The sequence below is a fragment of the Dryocola mayonis genome (assembly GCF_051307045.1).
Lineage (GTDB): Bacteria > Pseudomonadota > Gammaproteobacteria > Enterobacterales > Enterobacteriaceae > Dryocola.
The window spans coordinates 2,381,034-2,403,977 of sequence record NZ_CP150452.1; the positions used below are offsets into that span (position 1 = coordinate 2,381,034).

Here is a 22,944-nt window from a genome sequence, read left to right on the forward strand (position 1 = left end):
GGGTGAGAAATATTTTGGGCACCGGCTGGCGGTGCCCTTTTCTTTACGCCCAACGATCGTGAATGGCAAACAGCAAAGAGTTACGCTGCTTATTGACCTGGCACTTTCTGATGACGTGAATGCGCATATTACGACGCGACTGACCTTCCAGCCAACGCGCTTTGCGCCGTTGCGCCTGACGCTGCATTCGCCAGCGTCCGACCTCGGTTCTACTACGCCTCATTTTTACGACTCAACTTTAAAACAGACGAGTCATTATAGAGGCTTATTGCCAGCAGACCAGCCGTTTTACGACTAGTTTTATTGTGAACAAGCGGCGGTTATGCGTAAACTCGAAACCATACGATTTCAAAAGGATTTTTAGGGTATGACAACCTTCTACACGGTGGTTAGTTGGCTGGTCATTTTAGGCTACTGGTTGCTTATAGCCGGGGTTACGCTTCGTATTTTAATGAAACGCCGGGCGGTTCCCTCCGCGATGGCCTGGCTATTAATCATTTATATTCTGCCGCTGGTAGGGATTATTGCCTACCTCTCCTTCGGCGAGCTTCATTTGGGCAAGCGCCGCGCCGAACGCGCGCGGGCCATGTGGCCGTCCACGGCCAAATGGCTGACCGATCTTAAAAGCTGCAAACATATCTTTGCCGAAGAAAACAGCGCGGTCGCCACCTCCTTGTTCCAGCTTTGCGAGCGTCGCCAGGGCATCGGCGGCGTAAAAGGCAACCAGCTGCAGCTGCTGACCACCTCCGATGAAACCATGCAGGCATTAATCCGCGATATCCAGCTTGCGCGCCACAATATTGAGATAGTCTTCTATATCTGGCAGCCGGGCGGGATGGCCGACCAGGTGGCGGAATCGCTGATGGCGGCGGCGCGGCGCGGCATTCACTGCCGCCTGATGCTCGACTCCGCGGGCAGCGTGGCGTTTTTCCGCAGCCCGTGGGCGAATATGATGCGCAACGCAGGCGTGGAGGTTGTCGAGGCGCTGAAGGTAAATCTGATGCGTGTCTTCCTGCGCCGCATGGATTTACGTCAGCATCGCAAGATGGTGCTGATCGACAACTATATCGCTTATACCGGCAGCATGAATCTGGTTGACCCGCGCTTCTTCAAGCAGGATGCAGGCGTCGGGCAGTGGATTGATTTAATGGCGCGTATGGAAGGCCCGGTTGCCACGGCTATGGGTATCGTCTATTCGTGCGACTGGGAAATCGAAACCGGCAAGCGCATTTTGCCGCCGCCGCCTGACGCCAATATCATGCCTTTTGAAGAGGCCAGCGGCCACACCATTCACACCATCGCCTCCGGCCCGGGGTTCCCTGAGGATCTGATTCACCAGGCGCTGCTGACTGCCGTTTATGCCGCGCGTGAATATCTGATAATGACCACCCCCTATTTCGTGCCAAGCGACGATCTTCTGCACGCCATCTGTACCGCCGCGCAGCGCGGCGTTGATGTGAGCATTATCATACCGCGCCATAATGATTCGCTGCTGGTCGGCTGGGCAAGCCGCGCTTTCTTTAGCGAGCTGCTGGCGGCCGGGGTTAAAATCTACCAGTTCGAAGGCGGACTGCTGCATACCAAGAGCGTGCTGGTCGACGGCCAGCTCAGCCTGGTGGGCACCGTGAATCTTGATATGCGCAGCCTGTGGCTTAACTTCGAGATTACGCTTGTGATCGACGACTCCGGATTCGCAGGCGATCTGGCCGGCGTGCAGGACGACTATATCTCTCGTTCAAGGCTCGTGGATGCCCGCCTGTGGGCGAAACGCCCGATGTGGCAGCGCGTGGTTGAGCGACTGTTTTACTTCTTCAGCCCGTTGCTGTAAAACGTGGCGATCGGCACTTGATATGTGGATGTAAAAATGGAAATGGATCTGAATAACCGCCTGACAGAAGACGAAACGCTGGAACAGGCCTACGACATTTTTCTCGAGCTGGCGGTAGATAATCTCGATCCGGCAGACGTGATTTTATTTAACCTGCAGTTTGAAGAGCGCGGCGGTGCCGAACTGTTCGATCCGGCGGAAGACTGGCAGGAGCACGTAGATTTTGACCTGAATCCCGACTTCTTTGCCGAGGTGGTGATTGGCCTCGCCGATACCGACGGCGGAGAACTTAACGATATCTTCGCGCGCGTTCTGCTGTGTCGCGAAAAAGATCATAAGCTCTGCCATATTCTCTGGCGCGAGTAATAAAGAATAAAAAGGGCAGCTCAGGCTGCCCTTTTTTATAGCCGTGCAAGCTTAAAGCGGATCCACCTTCAGACAGGAAACCGCATGGCGGAAACTGCCTTCCAGTACCGGACGGGTTTTCGCACATTCCGGCCCGGCTATCGGACAGCGGGTGCGGAACACGCAGCCGGACGGCGGATTGATTGGCGACGGCAGCTCCCCTTCCAGCAGCTGGATTACCTTGTTTTTCTCCAGATCCGGATCGGGGATCGGCACCGCGGACATCAGCGCTTTGGTGTAAGGATGCAGCGGGTTGTGGTACACCTCGTCATAAGTGCCTAACTCCACGGCGTGGCCGAGATACATCACCAGCACGCGATCGGAAATGTGCTTCACCACCGCCAGATCGTGCGCGATAAAGATCAGCGACAGCCCCATCTCACGCTGCAGCTTTTGCAGCAGGTTAACCACCTGCGCCTGGATAGAGACATCCAGCGCCGAAACCGGTTCGTCGCAGATGATCAGTTTCGGCTCAAGAATCAACGCGCGCGCAATGCCGATACGCTGACACTGGCCGCCGGAGAACTCGTGCGGATAGCGGTTGATAAGGTTAGGCAGCAGCCCGACTTTCATCATCATGGCTTTCACGCGGTCGCGAACTTCCTGGCGCGGCATTTTCGGATGATAGGTACGCAGCGGCTCGGCGATGATATCGCCGATATTCATACGCGGGTTAAGGGACGCCAGCGGATCCTGGAAAATCATCTGGATATCGCTGCGCACGTCGCGCCACTCTTCCTGTTTCATGCCCAGCAGATCTTTGCCAAGCCAGGCCACGCGGCCGTCGGTTGCTTTCACCAGGCCGATAATAGCGCGGGCAAAGGTCGATTTACCGCAGCCGGACTCGCCCACCACGCCGAGGGTTTCCCCTTCGTACAGCCGCAGGGTGACGCCGTCGACCGCCTTGAGGGTTTTTGACGGCTGCCAGAACCATTGTTTACCGTCCTTAATGTCGAAATGGACCTTAAGATCGGCAATTTCCAGCAGGACCTTTCTCTCTTCTGTCATGGCGTTCATACCAGCTCCTCCACCGGCTTAAAGCAGGCGCGCAGGCGGGCCTTCGCCAAAGTGCTCCAGCGGCGGCGCGGTATTGCAAATTTCCATGGCGTACGGGCAGCGCGGCTGGAACGGACAGCCTTTCGGCAGGCGCAGCAGGTTCGGCGGGTTGCCCGGAATGGTTAATAAGGATTCGCCTTCCGCATCCAGACGCGGCACCGCGTTTAGCAGGCCGATAGAATAAGGATGAACGGGTTGATAAAACACGTCCCGCGCCTTGCCGTATTCCATGGTGCGTCCGGCGTACATCACCAGCACCTTGTCGCAGATCCCGGCAACGACGCCCAGATCGTGGGTGATCATGATAATGGCGGTATTAAACTCGCGCTTAAGCTCGTTTAACAGCGTCATGATCTGCGCCTGAACGGTAACGTCCAGCGCGGTGGTCGGCTCATCGGCAATTAGCAGCTTTGGCCGGCACAGCAGCGCCATGGCGATCATCACGCGCTGGCGCATACCGCCGGAGAACTCATGCGGGAACATGCGCATGCGCTTGCGCGCTTCCGGCATTTTCACCGCGTCGAGCATGCGCACGGATTCTTCGAACGCTTCCGCCTTGCCCAGTTTCTTATGCAGCATCAGAACTTCCATCAGCTGCTCTCCCACGCGCATATACGGGTTAAGAGAGGTCATCGGGTCCTGGAAAATCATCGAAATCTGTTCGGCGCGCAGGCGGTTTAGCTGGTTTTCCGGCAGGTTGAGAATCTCTTTGCCGTTAAACTTCGCCGAGCCGCCGATGCGGCCGTTAGCCGCCAGCAGGCCCATCAGCGCAAACGCCGTCTGGGATTTCCCCGAACCCGATTCGCCGACGATACCCAGCGTTTCGCCGGCCCGCAGGCTGAAGTTCAGATCGTTGACCGCGGTAACATCGCCGTCGGGGGTGCCAAAGGTGACGCGCAGATCTTTTACGTCAAGCAGCGCGGCATGCTGGCTCAGTGGAGTGACCACCGCAGGATTTTCAATTGTGCTCATCGCGGCACTCCTTAACGATCTTTCGGGTCGAGGGCATCACGCAGGCCATCGCCGATAAAGTTGAAACAAAACAAGGTGATGACCAGGAAGCCCGCAGGGAACAGCAGCAGCCATGAGGAAACCTCCATGGAATTGGCGCCGTCGCTTAACAGCGCGCCCCAGCTGCTCAGCGGCTCCTGGGTTCCCAGACCGAGGAAGCTCAGGAAAGATTCGAACAGGATCATGCTTGGCACCAGCAGCGAGGCATAAACCACCACCACGCCCAGCACGTTCGGCACGATATGACGCACCACGATGCTGGCGGTAGAGACCCCGCCCACCTGCGCCGCTTCAATAAACTCTTTACGTTTCAGGCTCAGCGTCTGGCCGCGCACGATACGCGCCATATCCAGCCAGGAGACCATGCCGATGGCCACGAAGATAAGCAGAATGTTTTGCCCGAAGAAGGTCACCAGCAGGATAACGAAGAACATGAACGGGAAGGAGTTAAGGATTTCCAGCAGGCGCATCATCACGGAGTCGGTTTTGCCGCCCAGATAACCCGCCAGCGAGCCGTACAAGGTGCCGACGATAACCGCGACCAGCGCCGCGGCGACGCCCACCATCAGCGAGATACGCCCGCCGATAGCCACGCGCACCAGCAGATCGCGGCCTGAAGAGTCGGTGCCGAAGTAGTGGCCGGATTCGATATCGGGCGCCGCCGACATCATGCCCCAGTCGGTATCGAAATAGGTGAACTGCGACAGCATCGGCGCAAAGGTCACAAAGAGCGCAATCAGCGCCAGCACCAGCAGGCTGGTGACCGCGGCGCGGTTATGCATAAAACGACGACGCGCATCCTGCCACAGGCTGCGGCCTTCAACCTCAAGCTTTTCACTGAAGTTTTCCAGCGCCTCGCTGTTTTTCTTACTCAACATCATGGCGAACTCCAGTATCAGTAACGAATTTTCGGATCGATAACGGCATACAGCACGTCAACAATCGCGTTAAACAGAATCGTCAGGGCACCCACCAGAATGGTGAGGCTGAGCACCAGCGAATAGTCACGGTTCAGCGCGCCGTTTACGAACAGCTGGCCGATGCCCGGCAGGCCGTAAATGGTTTCAATAACCATCGAGCCCGTAATGATCCCCACAAACGCCGGCCCAAGATAAGACAGCACCGGTAACAGCGCGGGCTTCAGAGCGTGACGCAAAATAATGCGGCGCATCGGCAGGCCTTTTGCGCGTGCGGTACGGATAAAGTTGGAGTGCAGCACTTCAATCATCGAGCCGCGGGTAATACGCGCGATACTTGCGATATAGGCTAATGACAACGCGACCATCGGCAGGATCATGTACTGCAATGCTCCGCCGTTCCAGCCTCCTCCCGGCAACCATTTAAGGGTGATGGCAAATATCAGCACCAGCAACGGGGCGACCACGAAGCTGGGGATAACCACCCCGGTCATGGCTATGCCCATTACCGCATAATCCCATTTGGTATTTTGATTCAGCGCTGCAATAACCCCCGCCAGTACGCCCAGCACCACGGCGAAAATAAACGCGGCCGCGCCTAATTTAGCCGATACCGGGAAGCTTGAGGCCACCAGATCGTTCACTGAATAATCTTTATATTTAAATGACGGTCCAAAATCACCGTGCGCCAGCTGCTTCAGATAGCTGAAATACTGGGTAGTTATCGGATCGTTTAAATGATATTTAGCTTCGATGTTCGCCATGACTTCCGGCGGAAGCGCGCGCTCGCTGGTGAATGGACTGCCCGGCGCAAGACGCATCATAAAGAAGGAAATTGTTATAAGAATAAAGAGTGTCGGAATTGCTTCCAGACAACGACGTAGAATAAATTTCAACATTGCCCATACCTTCTGGCCTGTGCCTTTAGAGTGCGATGAAATAAGACACGATGGGGCAAGGCCCTTCGCCCTGCCCCACGAATTGCCATTAATGTTTGATGATGTACATATCTTTAGTGTAGATATTATCCATAGGGTCTTTGCCGGTATAGCCGCCGACCCATGGTTTCACCAGACGGGCGTTCACATAGTAATAAACCGGAACGATCGCAGAGTCTTTGCCCAGCTGCTGTTCGGCCTTATCGTAAGCCGCGCTGCGTTGAGCATCATCCGTGGCTTTCAAAGACTCCGCCATAATGGCGTCAAACGCCGGGCTCTTATAGTGCGCGGTGTTCATGGAGCTCGTTGAGAGCATGGTGTTCAGGAACGAAGTAGGTTCGTTGTAGTCCGCACACCAGCCGGCGCGCGCCACATCGTAGTTACCCTGATGACGGGTATCGAGGAAGGTTTTCCACTCCTGGTTCACAAGCTTGACGTTCACGCCGAGGTTTTTCTGCCAGATGGATGCCGCAGCGATTGCCAGCTTCTTGTGCAGATCGGAGGTGTTGTACAGCAGGTTGAAGGTCAGCGGCTTGTCTTTGGTATAGCCCGCTTCAGCCAGCAGCTTCTTCGCTTCTTCGTTACGTTTTTCCTGGGTCCAGGAGAACCACTCAGGCTTGGTCAGCCTGGCGCCATCGGCGTAAGGAGGGGTGTAGCCATAGGCCGGCAGGTCACCCTGCGCTTTCACCTTATTCACAATGATGTCGCGATCCAGGCCCAGCTTCAGCGCGGTACGCACGCGCTCGTCGGTAAACGGCGCTTTCTGGTTGTTGATTTCGTAATAATAAGTGCACAGGTATGGGTCAACATGCACTTCCGCCGGGATCTCTTTTTTCAGTTTCTGGAACAGTTCGATCGGCAGGTTGTTATAGGTCATGTCGATTTCACCGCTGCGGTAGCGGTTAACGTCGGTCACTTCTGAAGAAATCGGCAGATAGGTAATCTGGTCTACGACGGTTTTGGCGTTGTCCCAGTAATTGGTATTACGCTCCATCACGATGCGTTCGTTAACCACCCAGTCCTTCAGCTTGTAGGCGCCGTTGGAAACGAGGTTCGCAGGCTGGGTCCACTTCTCGCCAAACTTCTCGATGGCGGTTTTGTTCACCGGGGACATCGCCGGGTTAACCAGCAGCTTATAGAAGTATGGAACAGGCTCGCTCAGGGTGACTTCCAGCGTGTGGTCGTCGATAGCTTTTACGCCCAGCTCGCTCGGTTTTTTCTTGCCGTCGATTATCTCATCAACGTTGACGATATGGCCGTACTGCGGATAGCTCGCATAAGGAGAGGCGGTATTAGGATCAACCAGACGCTGCCAGCTATAGACGAAATCTTGCGCGGTAACAGGATCGCCGTTGGACCATTTCGCATCTTTGCGCAGATGGAAAGTCCAGACTTTAAAATCTTTATTATCCCAGGACTCCGCTACGCCCGGAATCGGGTGGCCGTCGGTCGGAGAGGTAATCAGCAGACCTTCAAAGAGATCGCGGCTGACGTTTGCCTCAGGCACGCCTTCAATTTTGTTGGGATCCAGAGACTGCGGCTCGGCGCCGTTGTTACGAATCAGCGTTTGCTTTTCTGCCAGCTGGACGCCTGCCGGCACGTCTGCCGCATGGGCCACGTTACCCGCGATTAGCGCGGTAAAAATACTTGCTGCTATCAGACTTTTTTTTGTGATGATGGACATTGTGTTGATACTCCACTCATTATAATTACCGGCCCGAAGGCCAGCCTCTTCCCCTTGGGGTTCCTTTACAGCGCGGAGCGTTAAGCGACTGTAAGGAGTACTGCTTTATCTGCACTTCTTGCTATCAACGACTTTATTTGTGGGAGGCTCTTAATGGCATCCTCTTCCGTCGATTCTTTCCAGCCTGCCCTGTAACAGGCCGGGTTGCGGGATAAATCATGTTCCAGAGGAATATGATTTCATACGGAAATCAAACTCCTCTGAAAATGAAACGTTTTGCAGCGAATTGTTTTGTCCGGAAAGTATCAAAAGCACCCAGGCGCCGCCAATACAATTTGCAAATTTGTTAACCATTTCTCTTTTATCAATTGCAGCGTGGATTTATTGCGGCAGGACAGCGGGCGCTGTAGCTAATTTTTAGCAATCTAAATCAACTACATAGCTAAAGGAAGATCGTTTGAATGGCGGAAACGTTCTGCGCTCGCACTGCACCAACAAAAAATTAACAATTGATTATTTTTTAGCACATTCCTCTACGGGAGCGCTTGAATTACTAATATCATCTCAATAAAGCGGCAGCAAGTGTCATTGTGTAGTGTGAGTTAAATAACAGCGCGACTGTAACTTTTCTGTACAGCAGCTCTTTGTACCCGCAGTTAATTAGCGGTTGCCAAAGTAATTTCTTATGGATGATTTTCTTATGACCTGCGCCATAAAGCGCATTTGCAGGGAGGATTTGGGGTTTTATTAACAAAAAAAGCAGAATTGATATTCTGCTTTTTCATATGAAAGATGCAGAACAACTAACTTAACAGCCCCGGGAAAATGGCCTTCAGGCCGGTGACGATAAACTCTATCCCCAACGCCATCAGTAACAGACCCATTATACGGGTAATAACGTTGATGCCGGTTTGGCCCAGCAAACGCACCAGCCACGGCGCAATGCGGAACACCATCCAGCAGCTGAGGGCAAAAAGCGCAATGGCGATGGAGAAGCCAAACAGGTGTCCCCAGCTGTGATATTTCGTTCCCCAGACGATGGTAGAACTGATGGCCCCCGGCCCGGCCATAAGCGGCAGCGCAAGCGGCACGACGCCCACGCTTTCGCGTATCGCGCTTTCTGATTTCTCTTGTTTGTTCTGCTTATCCTCGCCCAGCTTACCGCTGATCATCGACATCGCAATGGTGACCACAAGGATGCCGCCGGCGATGCGGAAGGAATCAATAGAAATGCCGAATACCTGCAGGATGCCGTCGCCGAGGAACAAAGAGGTCCATAAAATAATGGCTACGGAAAGGTTCGCCGTGAGGTTAGTTTTATTTCTCGCCGCGGCGGTCTGGTAGCTTGTCATGCTGATAAAGACGGGAATAATGCCTACCGGGTTTACCAGAGCAAAAAGACCAATAAAAAATTTAAAATAGGTGGGCAAATCAAACCAGGATTGAGCCACGCGAAACTCCGCAAGTGAAGATAGCAAACGCAGGCGTAATGTAATGGAAAAGCACTGCCAGCGCTACGGCATTTCACAGCATAGATCGCTGCTAACGGGCTTTATGGCGAGATTAACCAATATTGTTATCCGTATGTTGGAAATATGGTAGTTTGATTTGTCCTCGCTGTGACTAAAATTTTAAAGCCTTTTCAGGCACATAAATAAGGCTGGCTGAAAGGAGTCAGCATTGAAATTATGTGATCCAGATCATGAAATCGCTACTCAGAAGTGAGTACCCTTGGTTACACCTGAAGAGCAAGTTATTCATCACACGAATTTACCTGCCAGGTAAGGCTCTTTTAGTAAATCAGCGAGACGTTAGTGTAAGTTTTTGCATAGTCATGTCCCGTCATTTACCCAAGCTGTTGCCCGCTGACTATACTGTACTGTCGACTCGAGCAGCTGATTTACTAAAAGAGTTTAACATTATCAGGAGAGCATTATGGCTGTAACTAATGTCGCTGAACTTAACGCACTCGTAGAGCGTGTCAAGAAAGCCCAGCGTGAATATGCCAACTTCACTCAAGAGCAAGTTGATAAAATCTTCCGCGCCGCCGCCCTGGCTGCCGCCGATGCTCGAATCCCTCTGGCGAAACTGGCCGTTGCCGAATCCGGCATGGGTATCGTCGAAGATAAAGTGATCAAAAACCACTTTGCTTCCGAATATATCTATAACGCCTATAAAGATGAGAAAACCTGCGGTGTTTTGTCTGAAGACCAAACCTTCGGGACCATCACTATCGCTGAGCCAATCGGCATCATTTGCGGTATCGTGCCAACGACTAACCCGACGTCAACGGCTATCTTTAAGTCTTTGATAAGCCTGAAGACGCGTAACGCGATCATCTTCTCTCCACACCCACGTGCAAAAGACGCCACCAACAAAGCGGCGGATATCGTCCTGCAGGCGGCGATCGCGGCCGGCGCGCCTAAAGATTTGATCGGTTGGATCGACCAGCCTTCTGTTGAGCTGTCTAACGCCCTGATGCACCACCCGGACATTAATATGATCCTGGCAACCGGCGGCCCGGGCATGGTTAAAGCGGCCTACAGCTCCGGTAAGCCAGCAATCGGCGTAGGCGCAGGCAACACCCCTGTCGTGGTTGACGAAACCGCCGACATCAAACGTGTTGTTGCCTCCATCCTGATGTCCAAAACCTTCGACAACGGCGTTATCTGTGCTTCTGAACAGTCCGTTATCGTTGTGGATTCCGCCTACGACGCAGTTCGCGAACGCTTCGCTACCCACGGCGGCTACATGCTGCAGGGCCAGGAGCTGAAGGCCGTGCAGGACATCATCCTGAAAAACGGCGCGCTGAACGCGGCTATCGTGGGTCAACCGGCGACTAAAATCGCTGAGCTGGCAGGCTTCACCGTGCCGGCAGACACCAAAATTCTGATTGGCGAAGTTAGCATCGTTGACGAATCCGAACCGTTTGCTCACGAAAAACTGTCGCCGACTCTGGCTATGTATCGCGCCAGCAGCTTCGAAGACGCCGTTGTTAAAGCTGAGAAACTCGTCGAGATGGGCGGCATCGGTCACACCTCCTGCCTGTACACCGACCAGGACAACCAGCCAGAACGCGTTAAGCACTTCGGCGACAAAATGAAGACTGCACGTATCCTGATTAACACCCCTGCATCTCAGGGTGGTATCGGCGACCTGTACAACTTCAAACTCGCACCTTCCCTGACTCTGGGTTGTGGTTCATGGGGTGGTAACTCCATCTCTGAAAACGTTGGTCCTAAGCACCTGATCAACAAGAAAACCGTTGCTAAGCGAGCTGAGAACATGTTGTGGCATAAACTTCCGAAATCTATCTACTTCCGCCGTGGCTCCCTGCCAATCGCGCTGGACGAAGTGATTACTGATGGTCACAAGCGTGCGATGATCGTTACCGACCGTTTCCTGTTCAACAACGGTTATGCGGACCAGATCACTTCCGTGCTCAAAGCGGCCGGCGTTGAAACCGAAGTCTTCTTTGAAGTTGAAGCTGACCCTACCCTTTCCGTAGTACGTAAAGGCGCCGAGCTGGCCAACTCCTTTAAACCAGACGTGATTATCGCGCTGGGCGGCGGCTCCCCGATGGATGCTGCGAAAATCATGTGGGTAATGTACGAACATCCGGAAACCCACTTCGAAGAGCTGGCGCTGCGCTTTATGGATATCCGTAAACGTATCTACAAGTTCCCGAAAATGGGCGTGAAAGCGAAAATGATCGCCGTCACCACCACTTCCGGTACCGGTTCTGAAGTAACGCCGTTTGCGGTTGTAACCGACGACGCTACCGGTCAGAAATACCCGCTGGCTGACTACGCGCTGACTCCAGATATGGCCATCGTTGATGCCAACCTGGTGATGGATATGCCTAAGTCCCTGTGTGCGTTCGGTGGTCTGGATGCGGTAACTCACGCCCTGGAAGCTTACGTTTCCGTACTGGCGAGTGAGTTCTCTGACGGTCAGGCTCTGCAGGCGCTGAAACTGCTGAAAGAGAACCTGCCGGCGTCCTATAACGAAGGCGCAAAAAATCCGGTTGCCCGTGAGCGTGTTCATAACGCCGCGACTATCGCAGGTATCGCGTTTGCGAACGCCTTCCTCGGCGTGTGCCACTCAATGGCTCACAAACTGGGTTCTCAGTTCCACATTCCTCACGGTCTGGCGAACGCCCTGCTGATTTCCAACGTTATCCGCTACAACGCGAATGACAACCCAACCAAGCAGACCGCTTTCAGCCAGTATGACCGTCCACAGGCGCGTCGTCGTTACGCTGAAATCGCAGACCATCTGGGTCTGAGCGCGCCGGGCGACCGTACCGCGGCTAAGATCGAGAAGCTACTGGCATGGCTGGATAGCATCAAGGCTGAACTGGGTATTCCTAAGTCCATCCGCGAAGCTGGCGTTCAGGAAGCGGACTTCCTGGCACACGTTGATAAGCTGTCTGAAGATGCGTTTGATGACCAGTGTACCGGTGCGAACCCTCGTTACCCGCTGATCGCTGAACTGAAACAGATTCTGATGGATACCTACTACGGCCGTGAATACGTAGAAGGCGAAGTTGCCAAAGAAGCTGCGCCGACGGTACTGAAAGCTGACAAAAAAGCGAAAAAAACCGCTTAATTGCCGGTCCTTAATAAAAAACCCGCCTCGGCGGGTTTTTTTATGGCCTGAGAAAATATTTGCTCAAACGGCCTGTGCTGCCCTGTGAGCGTCTATAGGGCTTATCCCCTGGCAGCGGCGTTAAACGCGCTGTATGGCCTGCAGAGAGCCTTTTTGCAGCGCCTCTTTATAATGCTTACGGCAAACCGAGACATAGCGCTCATTGCCGCCGATCACCACCTGCTCACCCTGATTATAAGGACGCCCCTCGCTATCCAGGCGTAAAACCATGCTGGCCTTACGGCCGCAGAAACAGATGGTTTTTAGCTCGACGAGTTTATCTGACCATGCCAGTAAATACTGGCTGCCGCCAAACAGCTCGCCGCGGAAATCGGTACGCAGGCCGTAACACAGCACGGGAATATCTAATTCATCCACCACGTCAGATAAGGCATGAACCTGCTCGCGCGTAAGGAACTGGCTTTCATCAACCAGAACGCAGTGTACGGGCTCACGCTCGTGCTCATTACGAATATCGTCGAACAGCGACGTGGAGGAGTTATACAGTTTCGCCGGCGACGACAGGGCCGATACGGGAACTCACCTTTCCTGAACCATATCGATTATCAATTTCGGCGGTATACACCAGCGTGCGCATACCTCTTTCCTGATAATTGTAGGAAGACTGAAGTAACGCCGTAGATTTTCCGGCATTCATCGCCGAGTAGTAGAAATAGAGTTGCGCCATTCGCAGATAACCTAAGTCAAAGTGTAAATATTGTTAACGAAAGGATTATACCATAAGCCGCGGCCTCAGCCTGTGCCGTAGCGCGCGCCCGGAACATTAGCTTTACGCGCCGCGATATATAAAGCCTTTCTAATAGTCTCAACGCCATATAAGCCTGTCAGCGGCGGCATGAACGCACTGTAACACCCGGAGTTTTCAGCCTTTTTAATGCGCGTGCTTAAATTAATACATCAATAATTAATATTAACTTGTTAAGAATATTCGCTGGTTAGCGCAATAATACCAAAGGCGGATATTTAGCCATTGATGCTACCTGACCGCTGTTTTCCTAAGTTCGGCAATCCCTGTTACTCCCAGGGTTGTTGTCGAAAAAGTGAGTGGCTCCTGTTTTTTTGTGAGTCACATCAAGCCAAATTTAACTTAGCGAACTTTTATAAAAGCGGTAAATAACCTGAAATTTTGGATTCCTTACATTCCCCCCTATTGCAGAACCTAATTTAAGGCTCTATTATTACACCAACAAGCCACCTAATATAAGTTTGAGATTACTAAAATGAGCGAAGCACTTAAAATTCTGAACAACATCCGTACTCTTCGTGCACAGGCAAGAGAATGCACTCTCGAAACTCTGGAAGAAATGCTGGAGAAATTAGAAGTTGTAGTTAACGAACGCCGTGAAGAAGAAAATGCACAGGCTGCGGAAATTGAAGAGCGTACCCGTAAACTGCAGCAATACCGTGAAATGCTGATTGCAGACGGTATCGATCCTAACGAATTACTGAACAGCATGGCTGCTGTTAAATCCGCAGGCAAAGCCAAGCGCGCTGCGCGCCCGGCTAAATATCAGTACATTGATGAGAACGGCGAAACCAAGACCTGGACCGGTCAGGGCCGTACTCCTGCGGTAATCAAAAAAGCAATGGAAGACCAGGGTAAAAAACTGGAAGATTTCCTGATTGCCTGAGTCTTACACTTTAAGTGTGCTGCTTATTAAATCCCGCTGCGGCGGGATTTTTTTTATTGCGCGCAATAAAAAAGGAAGCCTGAGCTTCCTTTTTATCCGCATTAACTTACCTTATAGAAGGTTTTATACCATTCAACAAAACGCGCCACGCCGTCTGCGACAGAGGTTTGAGGCTTAAATCCTATAACCTCATATAAGGCGCGCGTATCGGCGCTGGTTTCCAGCACGTCGCCCGGCTGCATCGGCATCATATTCTTCTGCGCCACCTTACCCAGCGCGGTCTCCAGCGCGGTTATATAGTCCATCAGCGTCACCGGATCGCTATTACCGATGTTATATACGCGATAAGGCGCAGAGCTTGTAGCAGGCGATCCCTGCTCTACAGTCCATGAAGCATCGGCCTGCGGAATGTTATCCTGCAAACGCACAATCGCTTCGGCAATATCATCAATGTAGGTAAAATCGCGGCGCATTTGTCCGTGGTTGTATACATCAATGCTATTACCCTCAACAATTGCGCGGGTGAATTTAAATAACGCCATATCCGGACGGCCCCCACGGGCCATAAACCGTGAAAAAGCGCAGCCCCGTCGTGGGCAAGCCATATAAATGCGAATAAGTATGCGCCATCAACTCATTGGCTTTTTTAGTTGCCGCATATAAAGAGACCGGGTGATCGACAGAATCATCGGTAGAAAACGGTAGCTTGCGGTTTAAACCATACACGGAGCTGGAAGAAGCGTACAACAAATGCCCCACTTTATTATGGCGGCAGCCTTCCAGCACATTCAAATGCCCAACAAGGTTTGAATCGGCATAAGCATGGGGATTATCGATTGAATAACGTACGCCTGCCTGAGCGGCAAGGTGGATTACGCGGTCGAACCGTTGCGTGGCGAATAACTGCTCCATCGCGCCGCGGTCGGCAAGATCAATTTTTTCGAACTGGAAGTGAGAATGTGGTTTAAGTAAATCAAGGCGGGCGAGCTTGAGGTTGACGTCATAATAGTCATTCAGGTTATCGATACCGATAACCTGGTGACCGGCAGCAAGCAGGCGCTCGCTAACATGAAATCCAATAAAGCCTGCTGCGCCGGTAACCAGAAATTTCATACAACCCTCATTTATTATGCAATATTGATGGACGCTCCGCGGCCGATTGCATAATAAACAAAGCCGCGTTTGCTGAGTCTCTCAGGATCATACAGGTTACGGCCGTCAAAGATAACTGGTTGCTTCAGGGAACTTTTAATGACGTCAAAATCCGGTACGCGGAAGTTTTGCCATTCGGTGCAAATCACCAGCGCGTCAGCGCCCTGCAGCGCGGCCTCCTTGGTGCCCATCAGCTTCAGGTCGGTACGGTGCCCATAGATACGCTGGGTTTCGTCCATCGCTTCAGGATCAAACGCCTGTACCTGAGCGCCGCGTTCCCACAGCGCTTCCATCAGGACGCGGCTTGAGGCTTCGCGCATATCGTCGGTATTGGGCTTGAAAGAAAGCCCCCACAGCGCGAAGGTTTTGCCCAGCAGGTCTTCACCAAAATGACGCTGGATAAACTCAGGCAGCTTCATCTTCTGTGCTTGGTTAACCTGCTCAACCGCCTGCAGCAGGCGCGGCTGATAGCCAATTTGCTCGGCGGTGCGGATCAGCGCCTGTACGTCTTTCGGGAAGCAGGAGCCGCCGTAGCCGCAGCCGGGATAGATAAAGTGGTAGCCGATACGCGGATCGGAACCAATACCCTGACGCACTTTCTCAACGTCCGCGCCCAGCAGTTCCGCCAGGTTCGAAATCTCGTTCATAAAGCTGATTTTGGTCGCCAGCATGCAGTTTGCGGCGTACTTGGTCAGCTCGGCGCTACGGATATCCATCAGGATCATACGATCGTGGTTGCGGTTGAACGGCTCGTAGAGTTCACGCAGCAGATCCACCACATCTTCGTTATCCGTACCAATAACGATGCGCTCAGGGCGCATGCAGTCGGAAACCGCGGCGCCTTCTTTAAGGAACTCAGGGTTTGAAACGACGTCGAACGGGAGGTCAACGCCGCGCTCTTTAAGCGTTTGCGCCATGACGCTGCGGACTTTATCTGCTGTACCCACCGGAACAGTAGATTTATCCAGCACCACTTTATGGGAAGTCATATGCTGTGCGATGGTGCGGACAACCGCGGTGACGTATTTCAGATCCGCGGAACCATCTTCGTCTGGCGGCGTGCCCACGGCGATAAACTGCATCTCGCCATGCTGAACGCCCAGCTCAGCGTCGGTGCTGAACAACAGACGTCCTTCTTCGTAATTTTTCTTCACCAGCGGCGTCAGGCCCGGTTCAAAAATCGGGATCACGCCGTTTTTCAGGTTTTCAACCTTCTGGGCATCGACATCAATACACATGACCTCGTGGCCAACTTCTGCAAGTACGGCGGCCTGTACAAGCCCAACGTAGCCGATACCAAATACGGTAACTTTCATCTTTCTATCCTGCCTTGAATGGAATTACTTGCCAACGGTCTCTTCAAGCCAGGCTTTAAAATCTTCGCCAAGCGTCTTGTGACGAATGCCGTATTCCACAAACGCCTGCATGTAGCCCAGTTTGTTACCGCAGTCATGGCTCACGCCTTTCATGTGGTAGGCTTCGACGGTCTGTTTTTCCATCAGCATTGCGATGGAGTCGGTCAGCTGGATTTCGTCGCCCGCGCCCGGAGGCGTTTTGGACAGCAGCGGCCAGATGTCGGCGCTCAGGACATAGCGCCCTACCACGGCGAGGTTCGATGGCGCGACGTTAGCTTTAGGTTTCTCAACGATGCCGACCATCGGCACGCTGTCGCCTTCGCTTAGCTCAACGCCTTTACAGTCAACGACACCATAGGCGGTCACATCTGCTACAGGCTCAACCATAATCTGGCTGTGGCCGGTAGCATCAAAACGTTTAATCATCTCTGCCAGGTTATCCTGGGAAAGATCGGATTCGAATTCGTCGAGAATCACATCGGGCAAAATAACCGCGACGGGCTCGTCACCTACAACCGGATGAGCGCACAGCACCGCGTGCCCCAGGCCTTTGGCCAGCCCCTGACGGACCTGCATAATGGTGACGTGCGGCGGGCAAATCGCCTGAACTTCTTCCAGCAGCTGACGCTTGACGCGTTTTTCCAGCATGGCTTCGAGCTCGAAGCTGGTATCGAAGTGGTTTTCGATGGAGTTTTTCGAAGAGTGAGTTACCAGAACAATTTCAGTAATTCCTGCCGCAATACATTCATTCACGACGTACTGAATTAATGGTTTATCTACCAGCGGCAGCATCTCTTTCGGAATTGCCTTAGTAGCAGGCAACATACGCGTTCCCAATCCCGCAACAGGGATTACTGCTTTTCTAACTTTAGAATTAATGGCAGCCATTGAAAAACCTCCTGGACTGTTCAAGTGTTAAACTTGCTCGTCAATTTAAAAACGCGTTCGAGTATATCAGCTTAAAATCTAAATCTGCCGCTGTTTACCCGCTGCGTTGGTAATTTAAGACTAATACGAATCGGTATGGCGCAATATTACCACCAGCCCAGGGGGGGGAGAAAAGCTAAATGTAATCAGTGATTCAGGTGCTCATTCCGCAGACAACATTAAGCGTAAACGGCCACCCGCGCCCCACACCTGGCACTGCCAGGCGTCGCAACGCTGGCTGATTTGATTCAGATAAGTATTGCCCAAAGTGCCCAATGGCACACCGTTACTGACTTGAATTTGATGCTCTCCGGTATTTAACGTTGCATTAAGACCGGCGGAGACCAAAATGAGGTTTTTTAATGCGCTGTGGTAATAGCCGACGATGAGCGGAAATTGCCCGGTCAGATTAGCCTGACGCAATAACTGGTTCACTTGTTTAAGTAAATTACCTAATTCCGGCAAGCGCTGACGCTGATGGGAAAGCTGCTCCTGGAGCAGGCCGTTAAAAAGCGCGCGCAATAATAAAGCAGCCAGCACGCCATTATCTCCGGCACGCGTGACATCAAGACAATAAAAGGCGAGATCGTTTTCTGATAGCGGCGCGATATCAAGCACCAGCCCAGGCTGATCGGCGGCGACAAGCTGGCGGTAGTTAACGCGGCAATGGGACATCACCTGCTGGACCGGCGGCTGCAGCTCCTGCAGCAGTTTTGCGGCGGCCTGCGGATCGCTGACCAGCGCATCCCAGTCCTGGAAAAGGCGCTCTTCCTCTTCGACACGGGAGTTAAACATCGTCGGATAGAGGCAGGCGAAAACGGTTTCACGCAGGCGATTGAGATCTTTTATCGGCTTTAGCAGCACGTCCTGCACGCCCAGGCGCAGCGCTTTTGCGATATCCGACATATTTTCCGTCGCAGAAATCACAAGAATGGGCGTCTGATTGCCCTCGTTACGGATATGCTCAACCAGTTTTAAGCCGTTCATGCGCGGCATGGCAAGATCGCAAATCAGCAGGTCGGGGGACACGCTCGACATTTTTTCCAGCGCATCAATACCGTCCCAGGCTACAGTGGTGATTGCCCCAAGCGAGGAGAGATAGCTATCCAAAAGGGAGCGAAAAACGGGCTCATCCTCAACGATGAGAATCTGTTTTCCCGCGAGTGGCTGTGTCATGCTCTCTCCTCTGACTGGCAATAAGTAAATAGTGGCATGGTATGGCTTTGAGCGCCTGTCAGAATTACCCGAAGATGTATAAAAACCCAATACTCAGTCATGGGTACGGACCAGTGGTAACAGCTCATCCATCTTTTTTTCAACCGCCTGCGTTCCGGCGGTAATGGCTTCAGCGGCACGATGGAAATCGAGCGTCGAGATTTGCGGACAGAATGGCTGGAGTAAAATATCCGGCGGATCGCCCGCCATACGGTTGCGTTTTAAGCGATTTTCCAGCACCTGAATCGAGGTGGTCATGATTTCCATCGCCGTCGGCGTCGTAAAGGCGCGCCGATTTTTCATTTTCCCCAGCTGCTCGCGCAGGCGGCCGCGCCAGGTGGCGGACTGCCCAACCTCTTCCGTTGCCGGCCCGGCCATATTCACGGACAGCAAATCCTGCTGCATCAGATGGGCGTCGTGCTGCAAATCTACGGCGATAACTATATCGGCCCCCAAAGCACGCGTTAACGAGACCGGAACAGGATTGACTACCGCGCCATCCACCAGCCAGTAGCCGTTGTAGCCCACCGGTGAAAGCAGGCCCCGGCATGCTGCACGAGGCGCGCACGGCCTGATGCAGGTCGCCGTCGGTAAACCAAAGCTCACGACCGGTGCTCAGGTTGCAGGCCACGGAGCCAAAGCGCAGATGGCAACTTTCGATTGATTCTTCGGGAATAATTTTGCGAACGTTGTTAAAAACCCTTTCGCCGCGCAGTAAACCTCCCCGGCGCCAGGAAAGATCCATCAGGCGTAAAACGTCCCAGTAGCCAAACGATCTTACCCAACGTTCCATCACGGGTAACCGATTACAGGCATAAGCGGCGCCAACCAGCGCCCCTACCGAACATCCCGCTACGATATCAATCTGAATGCCTGCTCGCTTTAACGCGTTGATAACGCCAATATGTGCCCAACCTTTCGCTGCACCCGACCCTAACGCCAGGCCGATTTTTACCTGTCTCATTCCGCCTCGGTCAATCTTTACAGGATTTGCATCCCGTGGCGTCGTCGCCACTGCTCAGTTAACATAGCGCTGCCTGGCGCCTGCGCCGTTTATTCATTTTAAGGAGTTACTGTGGCGCAACTTTGTCCTTGCGGCAGCGGTTTGGAGTATAGCCTATGTTGCCAGCCTTACCTACGCGGTGAAAGCCTGCCTTTGACGCCAGCACGGCTTATGCGCTCACGCTACAGCGCATACGTGATGCACGACGCAGATTATCTGGTCGCCAGCTGGCATCCGCAGATGCGTTATGAAACGCTAAAAGCGGATATCGCCGCCTCTTTTACCGGCACCCAGTGGCTGGGTTTAACCGTCTTTGAAGAGGCCCATGGGCGAGATGATAACGAAGGATACGTCAGTTTTGCTGCCCGTTTCAAAGACCAGGAGCGCGAAAGCGCCATTATCGAACGTTCCCGTTTCTTAAAAGAATCCGGTCAGTGGTACTATGTCGAGGGTACGCGCCCTCAGCTGGGTCGTAATGACCCCTGCCCCTGCGGCTCCGGGAAAAAATTTAAAAAATGTTGTGGGCGGTAAGCTTCAGCCCCGTCACCACACTCTTGTTTAGCAAACACAGTTCACAGGATTTACCAAGCGATGCAAGCACTGCAACGAAAAGTACTTCGTACTATCTGCCCTGACGCAAAAGGTCTGATCGCCAAGATCACCAACATCTGTTACAAGCACGAATTGAATATCGTGCAGAACAACGAGTTCGTCGATCACCGCACCGGCCGTTTTTTCATGCGTACCGAGCTTGAAGGGATTTTTAACGACGCCACGCTGCTTGCCGATCTGGACGGAGCGTTACCCGAAGGCTCCGTGCGTGAACTGACGCCCGCAGGCCGCCGCCGGGTCGTTATTCTGGTCACCAAAGAGGCGCACTGCCTGGGCGATTTGCTGATGAAGGCCACCTACGGCGGCCTGGATGTGGATATTGCCGCCGTTATCGGCAACCATGACACGCTGCGCACGCTGGTTGAACGCTTCGATATTCCCTTCCAGCTCGTCAGCCATGAAGGCATGACCCGCGAAGAGCACGATACGCAGATGGCGGATGCTATCAGCGCTTTTGAGCCAGACTATGTCGTGCTGGCGAAATACATGCGCGTGCTGACGCCTTCGTTCGTTTCACGCTTCCCCAATCAGATAATCAACATTCACCACTCGTTCCTGCCGGCATTTATTGGCGCACGTCCTTATCACCAGGCGTACGAGCGCGGCGTGAAGATTATCGGCGCCACGGCGCACTACGTGAATGACAATCTGGATGAAGGCCCAATCATCATGCAGGACGTTATTCACGTCGATCATACCTACACCGCAGAAGATATGATGCGAGCAGGCCGCGACGTGGAAAAGAACGTTTTAAGCCGCGCCCTGTATCAGGTGCTGGCCCAAAGGGTATTCGTTTACGGCAACCGCACCATCATTCTGTAACGCAGCGGGATGAATCGTTGAGCTTTACGACGTTAAGCGTAAAAAAACGGCAAACGATTCATTTTCTTACAGCGAAAGCTTTACAGCGGCGCTTCATTTGATATGATGCGCCCCGCTTCCAGCCGAAGGAAGCAGGCCAGTAAATGTCATACCCCGTGGTGGGGTTCCCGAGCGGCCAAAGGGAGCAGACTGTAAATCTGCCGTCATCGACTTCGAAGGTTCGAATCCTTCCCCCACCACCATCTACAAATTTCAGTACCACAGTAAACCAACACCCCTGGTGGGGTTCCCGAGCGGCCAAAGGGAGCAGACTGTAAATCTGCCGTCATCGACTTCGAAGGTTCGAATCCTTCCCCCACCACCATCTTTTAGTAACTCTCAAATTTTCAAAACGCACACTTTTCCAGATCCCCGTTGGGGAAGGATGAGAAGCTTCGACTAAGGTTCGACTCACGTCAGTGAGAACGCGCGCTGCGCGGTCATCCTTCCACCACCATCTTTTAGTAACTCTCAAACTTTCAAATCGCACACTTTTCCAGATTCCCGTTGGGGAAGGATGAGAAGCTTCGACTAAGGTTCGACTCACGTCAGTGAGAACGCGCGCTGCGCGGTCATCCTTCCCCCACCATATTTTAGTAACTCTCAAACTTTCAAAACGCACACTTTTCCAGATCCCCGTTGGGGAAGGATGAGAAGCTTCGACTAAGGTTCGACTCACGTCAGTGAGAACGCGCGCTGCGCGGTCATCCTTCCCCCACCACCATCTTTTAGTAACCCTCAAATTTTCAAATCGCACACTTTTCCAGATCCCCGTTGGGGAAGGATTTAACCTGTCTGACTCGCCCAACTTTTCGGTGGATGGCGCATCCGCTTATCCCTCCTGCGCGTAACCGTGCATGCAGCATTCGCTTACCTGCCCTGTCATCCATCGGGTCAGATTTTGTAGGGCGGGTAAGCGCAGCGTCACCCGCGCCGGGCTAAACGACAGGCAAAAAAATACCCGGCCGAAGCCAGGTATTTATCAAACGTCATCAACCATCAGCGACGCGCGCGTACCACCTGGTACTTACGCGTCAGATATTCAACCGGCGCGCTCCAGATGTGCACCAGACGGGTGAACGGGAAGAGTAAGAACAGCGTCATGCCCAGCACCAGATGCACGCGGAAGATAAACGCCACGCCGTCCAGATGCTCAGATGCGCCGCCCCGGAAGGTCACCACCGACTGCGCCCATCCCACCAGTTTCATCATCTCGCTGCCGTCCATATGCTGTGCCGAGAACGGGATAGTCAACAGGCCCAGCGCGCACTGAATCACCAGCAGGCTTAAGATCAGAATATCGGCCACGGTCGAGGTCGCGCGAATTCGCGGATTAAACAGACGGCGTTTAAGCAGCAGCAAGCCGCCCACTAACGTCAACACGCCGCACGCGCCGCCGGCGAACATCGCCATTTTCTGCTTCACGTCGATTGGCAAAAATGACTCGTACATCCAGTGCGGCGTCAGCATGCCGAGGAAGTGGCCTGCAAAAATACCGAGGATACCGATATGGAACAGGTTTGATGCAAGATTCATCCCTTTTCTGTCGAGCATCTGGCTGGAGCTTGCTTTCCAGGTGTACTGGCCGTAGTCATAGCGCAGCCAGCTGCCCAGCAGGAACACCGTGCCGCAAAGGTACGGATAGATGTCATAGAAGAACACATTTAGAAAATGCATC

General features: G+C 53.1%; 16 protein-coding genes, 2 tRNA genes, 1 other RNA gene and 4 pseudogenes. 9 read left to right on the plus strand and 14 right to left on the minus strand.

Annotated elements, in window-relative coordinates; translation table 11 throughout:
• Positions 1-43 precede the first annotated feature (43 nt).
• Entirely contained in the window at positions 44-223 is a 180-nt protein-coding gene (locus WLO32_RS11540) for a YciY family protein (RefSeq protein ID WP_121268837.1), read from the minus strand.
• Between the two features lie 144 nt (positions 224-367).
• Between WLO32_RS11540 and cls the strand changes: the two genes are divergently transcribed.
• Positions 368-1,828: a cardiolipin synthase gene (gene cls, locus WLO32_RS11545; RefSeq protein ID WP_435945305.1), complete on the plus strand. Its 1,461-nt coding sequence runs from the start codon at positions 368-370 to the stop codon at positions 1,826-1,828.
• A gap of 36 nt (positions 1,829-1,864) precedes the next feature.
• A complete protein-coding gene (locus tag WLO32_RS11550) occupies positions 1,865-2,194 on the plus strand; it encodes an HI1450 family dsDNA-mimic protein (RefSeq protein WP_034494996.1) in 330 nt (109 codons plus the stop codon).
• A gap of 51 nt (positions 2,195-2,245) precedes the next feature.
• Here the strand turns inward: WLO32_RS11550 and oppF are convergent, their stop codons facing one another.
• From oppF to WLO32_RS11580, 6 genes and pseudogenes are all read right to left on the minus strand, one after another.
• Positions 2,246-3,250, minus strand: a complete 1,005-nt coding sequence (gene oppF / locus WLO32_RS11555; RefSeq protein ID WP_121268841.1) for a murein tripeptide/oligopeptide ABC transporter ATP-binding protein OppF — start codon at positions 3,248-3,250, stop codon at positions 2,246-2,248.
• Positions 3,247-4,261 (minus strand): annotated as a pseudogene (locus WLO32_RS11560) (ABC transporter ATP-binding protein). Before WLO32_RS11560 ends, oppF begins: the two are co-directional and overlap by 4 nt.
• Before the next feature lie 11 nt (positions 4,262-4,272).
• A complete protein-coding gene (gene oppC / locus WLO32_RS11565) occupies positions 4,273-5,181 on the minus strand; it encodes an oligopeptide ABC transporter permease OppC (RefSeq protein ID WP_121268845.1) in 909 nt (302 codons plus the stop codon).
• Between the two features lie 14 nt (positions 5,182-5,195).
• The gene (gene oppB / locus WLO32_RS11570; RefSeq protein ID WP_121268847.1) at positions 5,196-6,116 is read right to left on the minus strand and encodes an oligopeptide ABC transporter permease OppB; all 921 of its coding nucleotides are present in this window, start codon (positions 6,114-6,116) and stop codon (positions 5,196-5,198) included.
• A gap of 88 nt (positions 6,117-6,204) precedes the next feature.
• A complete protein-coding gene (gene oppA, locus WLO32_RS11575; protein ID WP_435945306.1) occupies positions 6,205-7,839 on the minus strand; it encodes an oligopeptide ABC transporter substrate-binding protein OppA in 1,635 nt (544 codons plus the stop codon).
• Between the two features lie 803 nt (positions 7,840-8,642).
• Positions 8,643-9,290: a YchE family NAAT transporter gene (locus tag WLO32_RS11580; RefSeq protein ID WP_121268853.1), complete on the minus strand. Its 648-nt coding sequence runs from the start codon at positions 9,288-9,290 to the stop codon at positions 8,643-8,645.
• 484 nt (positions 9,291-9,774) lie between these two features.
• On the opposite strand from WLO32_RS11580, the gene adhE reads away from it, so the two are divergent.
• The gene (adhE, locus tag WLO32_RS11585; RefSeq protein ID WP_435945307.1) at positions 9,775-12,450 is read left to right on the plus strand and encodes a bifunctional acetaldehyde-CoA/alcohol dehydrogenase; all 2,676 of its coding nucleotides are present in this window, start codon (positions 9,775-9,777) and stop codon (positions 12,448-12,450) included.
• A gap of 120 nt (positions 12,451-12,570) precedes the next feature.
• On the opposite strand, the pseudogene tdk reads toward adhE, so the two are convergent.
• Positions 12,571-13,177 (minus strand): annotated as a pseudogene (tdk, locus tag WLO32_RS11590) (thymidine kinase).
• A gap of 553 nt (positions 13,178-13,730) precedes the next feature.
• On the opposite strand from tdk, the gene hns reads away from it, so the two are divergent.
• A complete protein-coding gene (gene hns, locus WLO32_RS11595; RefSeq protein ID WP_121268858.1) occupies positions 13,731-14,141 on the plus strand; it encodes a histone-like nucleoid-structuring protein H-NS in 411 nt (136 codons plus the stop codon).
• Between the two features lie 101 nt (positions 14,142-14,242).
• Here hns and WLO32_RS11600 read toward each other — a convergent pair.
• The 5 genes and pseudogenes from WLO32_RS11600 to rssA all read right to left on the minus strand — a co-directional run bounded on the left by WLO32_RS11600 (position 14,243) and on the right by rssA (position 19,754).
• Positions 14,243-15,254 (minus strand): annotated as a pseudogene (locus WLO32_RS11600) (NAD-dependent epimerase).
• Between the two features lie 14 nt (positions 15,255-15,268).
• Complete coding sequence (locus tag WLO32_RS11605; protein WP_435945308.1) at positions 15,269-16,609, minus strand: UDP-glucose dehydrogenase family protein; 1,341 nt, start codon at positions 16,607-16,609, stop codon at positions 15,269-15,271.
• A gap of 24 nt (positions 16,610-16,633) precedes the next feature.
• Positions 16,634-17,536 (minus strand): UTP--glucose-1-phosphate uridylyltransferase GalU, encoded by a 903-nt coding sequence (gene galU / locus WLO32_RS11610; RefSeq protein WP_435945309.1) that lies wholly within the window; start codon positions 17,534-17,536, stop codon positions 16,634-16,636.
• A gap of 201 nt (positions 17,537-17,737) precedes the next feature.
• Positions 17,738-18,751, minus strand: a complete 1,014-nt coding sequence (gene rssB, locus WLO32_RS11615; RefSeq protein WP_435945310.1) for a two-component system response regulator RssB — start codon at positions 18,749-18,751, stop codon at positions 17,738-17,740.
• A gap of 93 nt (positions 18,752-18,844) precedes the next feature.
• Positions 18,845-19,754 (minus strand): annotated as a pseudogene (gene rssA, locus WLO32_RS11620) (patatin-like phospholipase RssA).
• Between the two features lie 111 nt (positions 19,755-19,865).
• Between rssA and WLO32_RS11625 the strand changes: the two are divergent.
• From WLO32_RS11625 to WLO32_RS11645, 5 genes are all read left to right on the plus strand, one after another.
• Complete coding sequence (locus WLO32_RS11625) at positions 19,866-20,324, plus strand: YchJ family protein (RefSeq protein ID WP_435945311.1); 459 nt, start codon at positions 19,866-19,868, stop codon at positions 20,322-20,324.
• Positions 20,325-20,384: 60 nt separating this feature from the next.
• Positions 20,385-21,227 (plus strand): formyltetrahydrofolate deformylase, encoded by an 843-nt coding sequence (gene purU, locus WLO32_RS11630; protein ID WP_435945312.1) that lies wholly within the window; start codon positions 20,385-20,387, stop codon positions 21,225-21,227.
• 157 nt (positions 21,228-21,384) lie between these two features.
• Positions 21,385-21,469, plus strand: a tRNA-Tyr gene (locus WLO32_RS11635).
• 37 nt (positions 21,470-21,506) lie between these two features.
• Positions 21,507-21,591, plus strand: a tRNA-Tyr gene (locus WLO32_RS11640).
• Between the two features lie 303 nt (positions 21,592-21,894).
• Positions 21,895-21,990, plus strand: a non-coding RNA gene (locus tag WLO32_RS11645) — RtT sRNA.
• Positions 21,991-22,265: 275 nt separating this feature from the next.
• On the opposite strand, the gene narI is transcribed toward WLO32_RS11645, so the two are convergent.
• Positions 22,266-22,943, minus strand: a complete 678-nt coding sequence (gene narI, locus WLO32_RS11650; protein WP_435948289.1) for a respiratory nitrate reductase subunit gamma — start codon at positions 22,941-22,943, stop codon at positions 22,266-22,268.
• Position 22,944 lies beyond the last annotated feature (1 nt).

Coding starts and splice junctions, on each gene's coding strand:
- WLO32_RS11540 (WP_121268837.1), bottom strand. CDS start 223: ATGAGGCGTAGTAGAACCGAGGTCGGACGCTGGCGAATGCAGCGTCAG.
- WLO32_RS11550 (WP_034494996.1), top strand. CDS start 1,865: ATGGAAATGGATCTGAATAACCGCCTGACAGAAGACGAAACGCTGGAA.
- purU (WP_435945312.1), top strand. CDS start 20,385: ATGCAAGCACTGCAACGAAAAGTACTTCGTACTATCTGCCCTGACGCA.
- hns (WP_121268858.1), top strand. CDS start 13,731: ATGAGCGAAGCACTTAAAATTCTGAACAACATCCGTACTCTTCGTGCA.
- oppB (WP_121268847.1), bottom strand. CDS start 6,116: ATGTTGAAATTTATTCTACGTCGTTGTCTGGAAGCAATTCCGACACTC.
- rssB (WP_435945310.1), bottom strand. CDS start 18,751: ATGACACAGCCACTCGCGGGAAAACAGATTCTCATCGTTGAGGATGAG.
- oppF (WP_121268841.1), bottom strand. CDS start 3,250: ATGAACGCCATGACAGAAGAGAGAAAGGTCCTGCTGGAAATTGCCGAT.
- galU (WP_435945309.1), bottom strand. CDS start 17,536: ATGGCTGCCATTAATTCTAAAGTTAGAAAAGCAGTAATCCCTGTTGCG.
- oppC (WP_121268845.1), bottom strand. CDS start 5,181: ATGATGTTGAGTAAGAAAAACAGCGAGGCGCTGGAAAACTTCAGTGAA.
- cls (WP_435945305.1), top strand. CDS start 368: ATGACAACCTTCTACACGGTGGTTAGTTGGCTGGTCATTTTAGGCTAC.
- adhE (WP_435945307.1), top strand. CDS start 9,775: ATGGCTGTAACTAATGTCGCTGAACTTAACGCACTCGTAGAGCGTGTC.
- narI (WP_435948289.1), bottom strand. CDS start 22,943: ATGCATTTTCTAAATGTGTTCTTCTATGACATCTATCCGTACCTTTGC.
- WLO32_RS11605 (WP_435945308.1), bottom strand. CDS start 16,609: ATGAAAGTTACCGTATTTGGTATCGGCTACGTTGGGCTTGTACAGGCC.
- oppA (WP_435945306.1), bottom strand. CDS start 7,839: ATGTCCATCATCACAAAAAAAAGTCTGATAGCAGCAAGTATTTTTACC.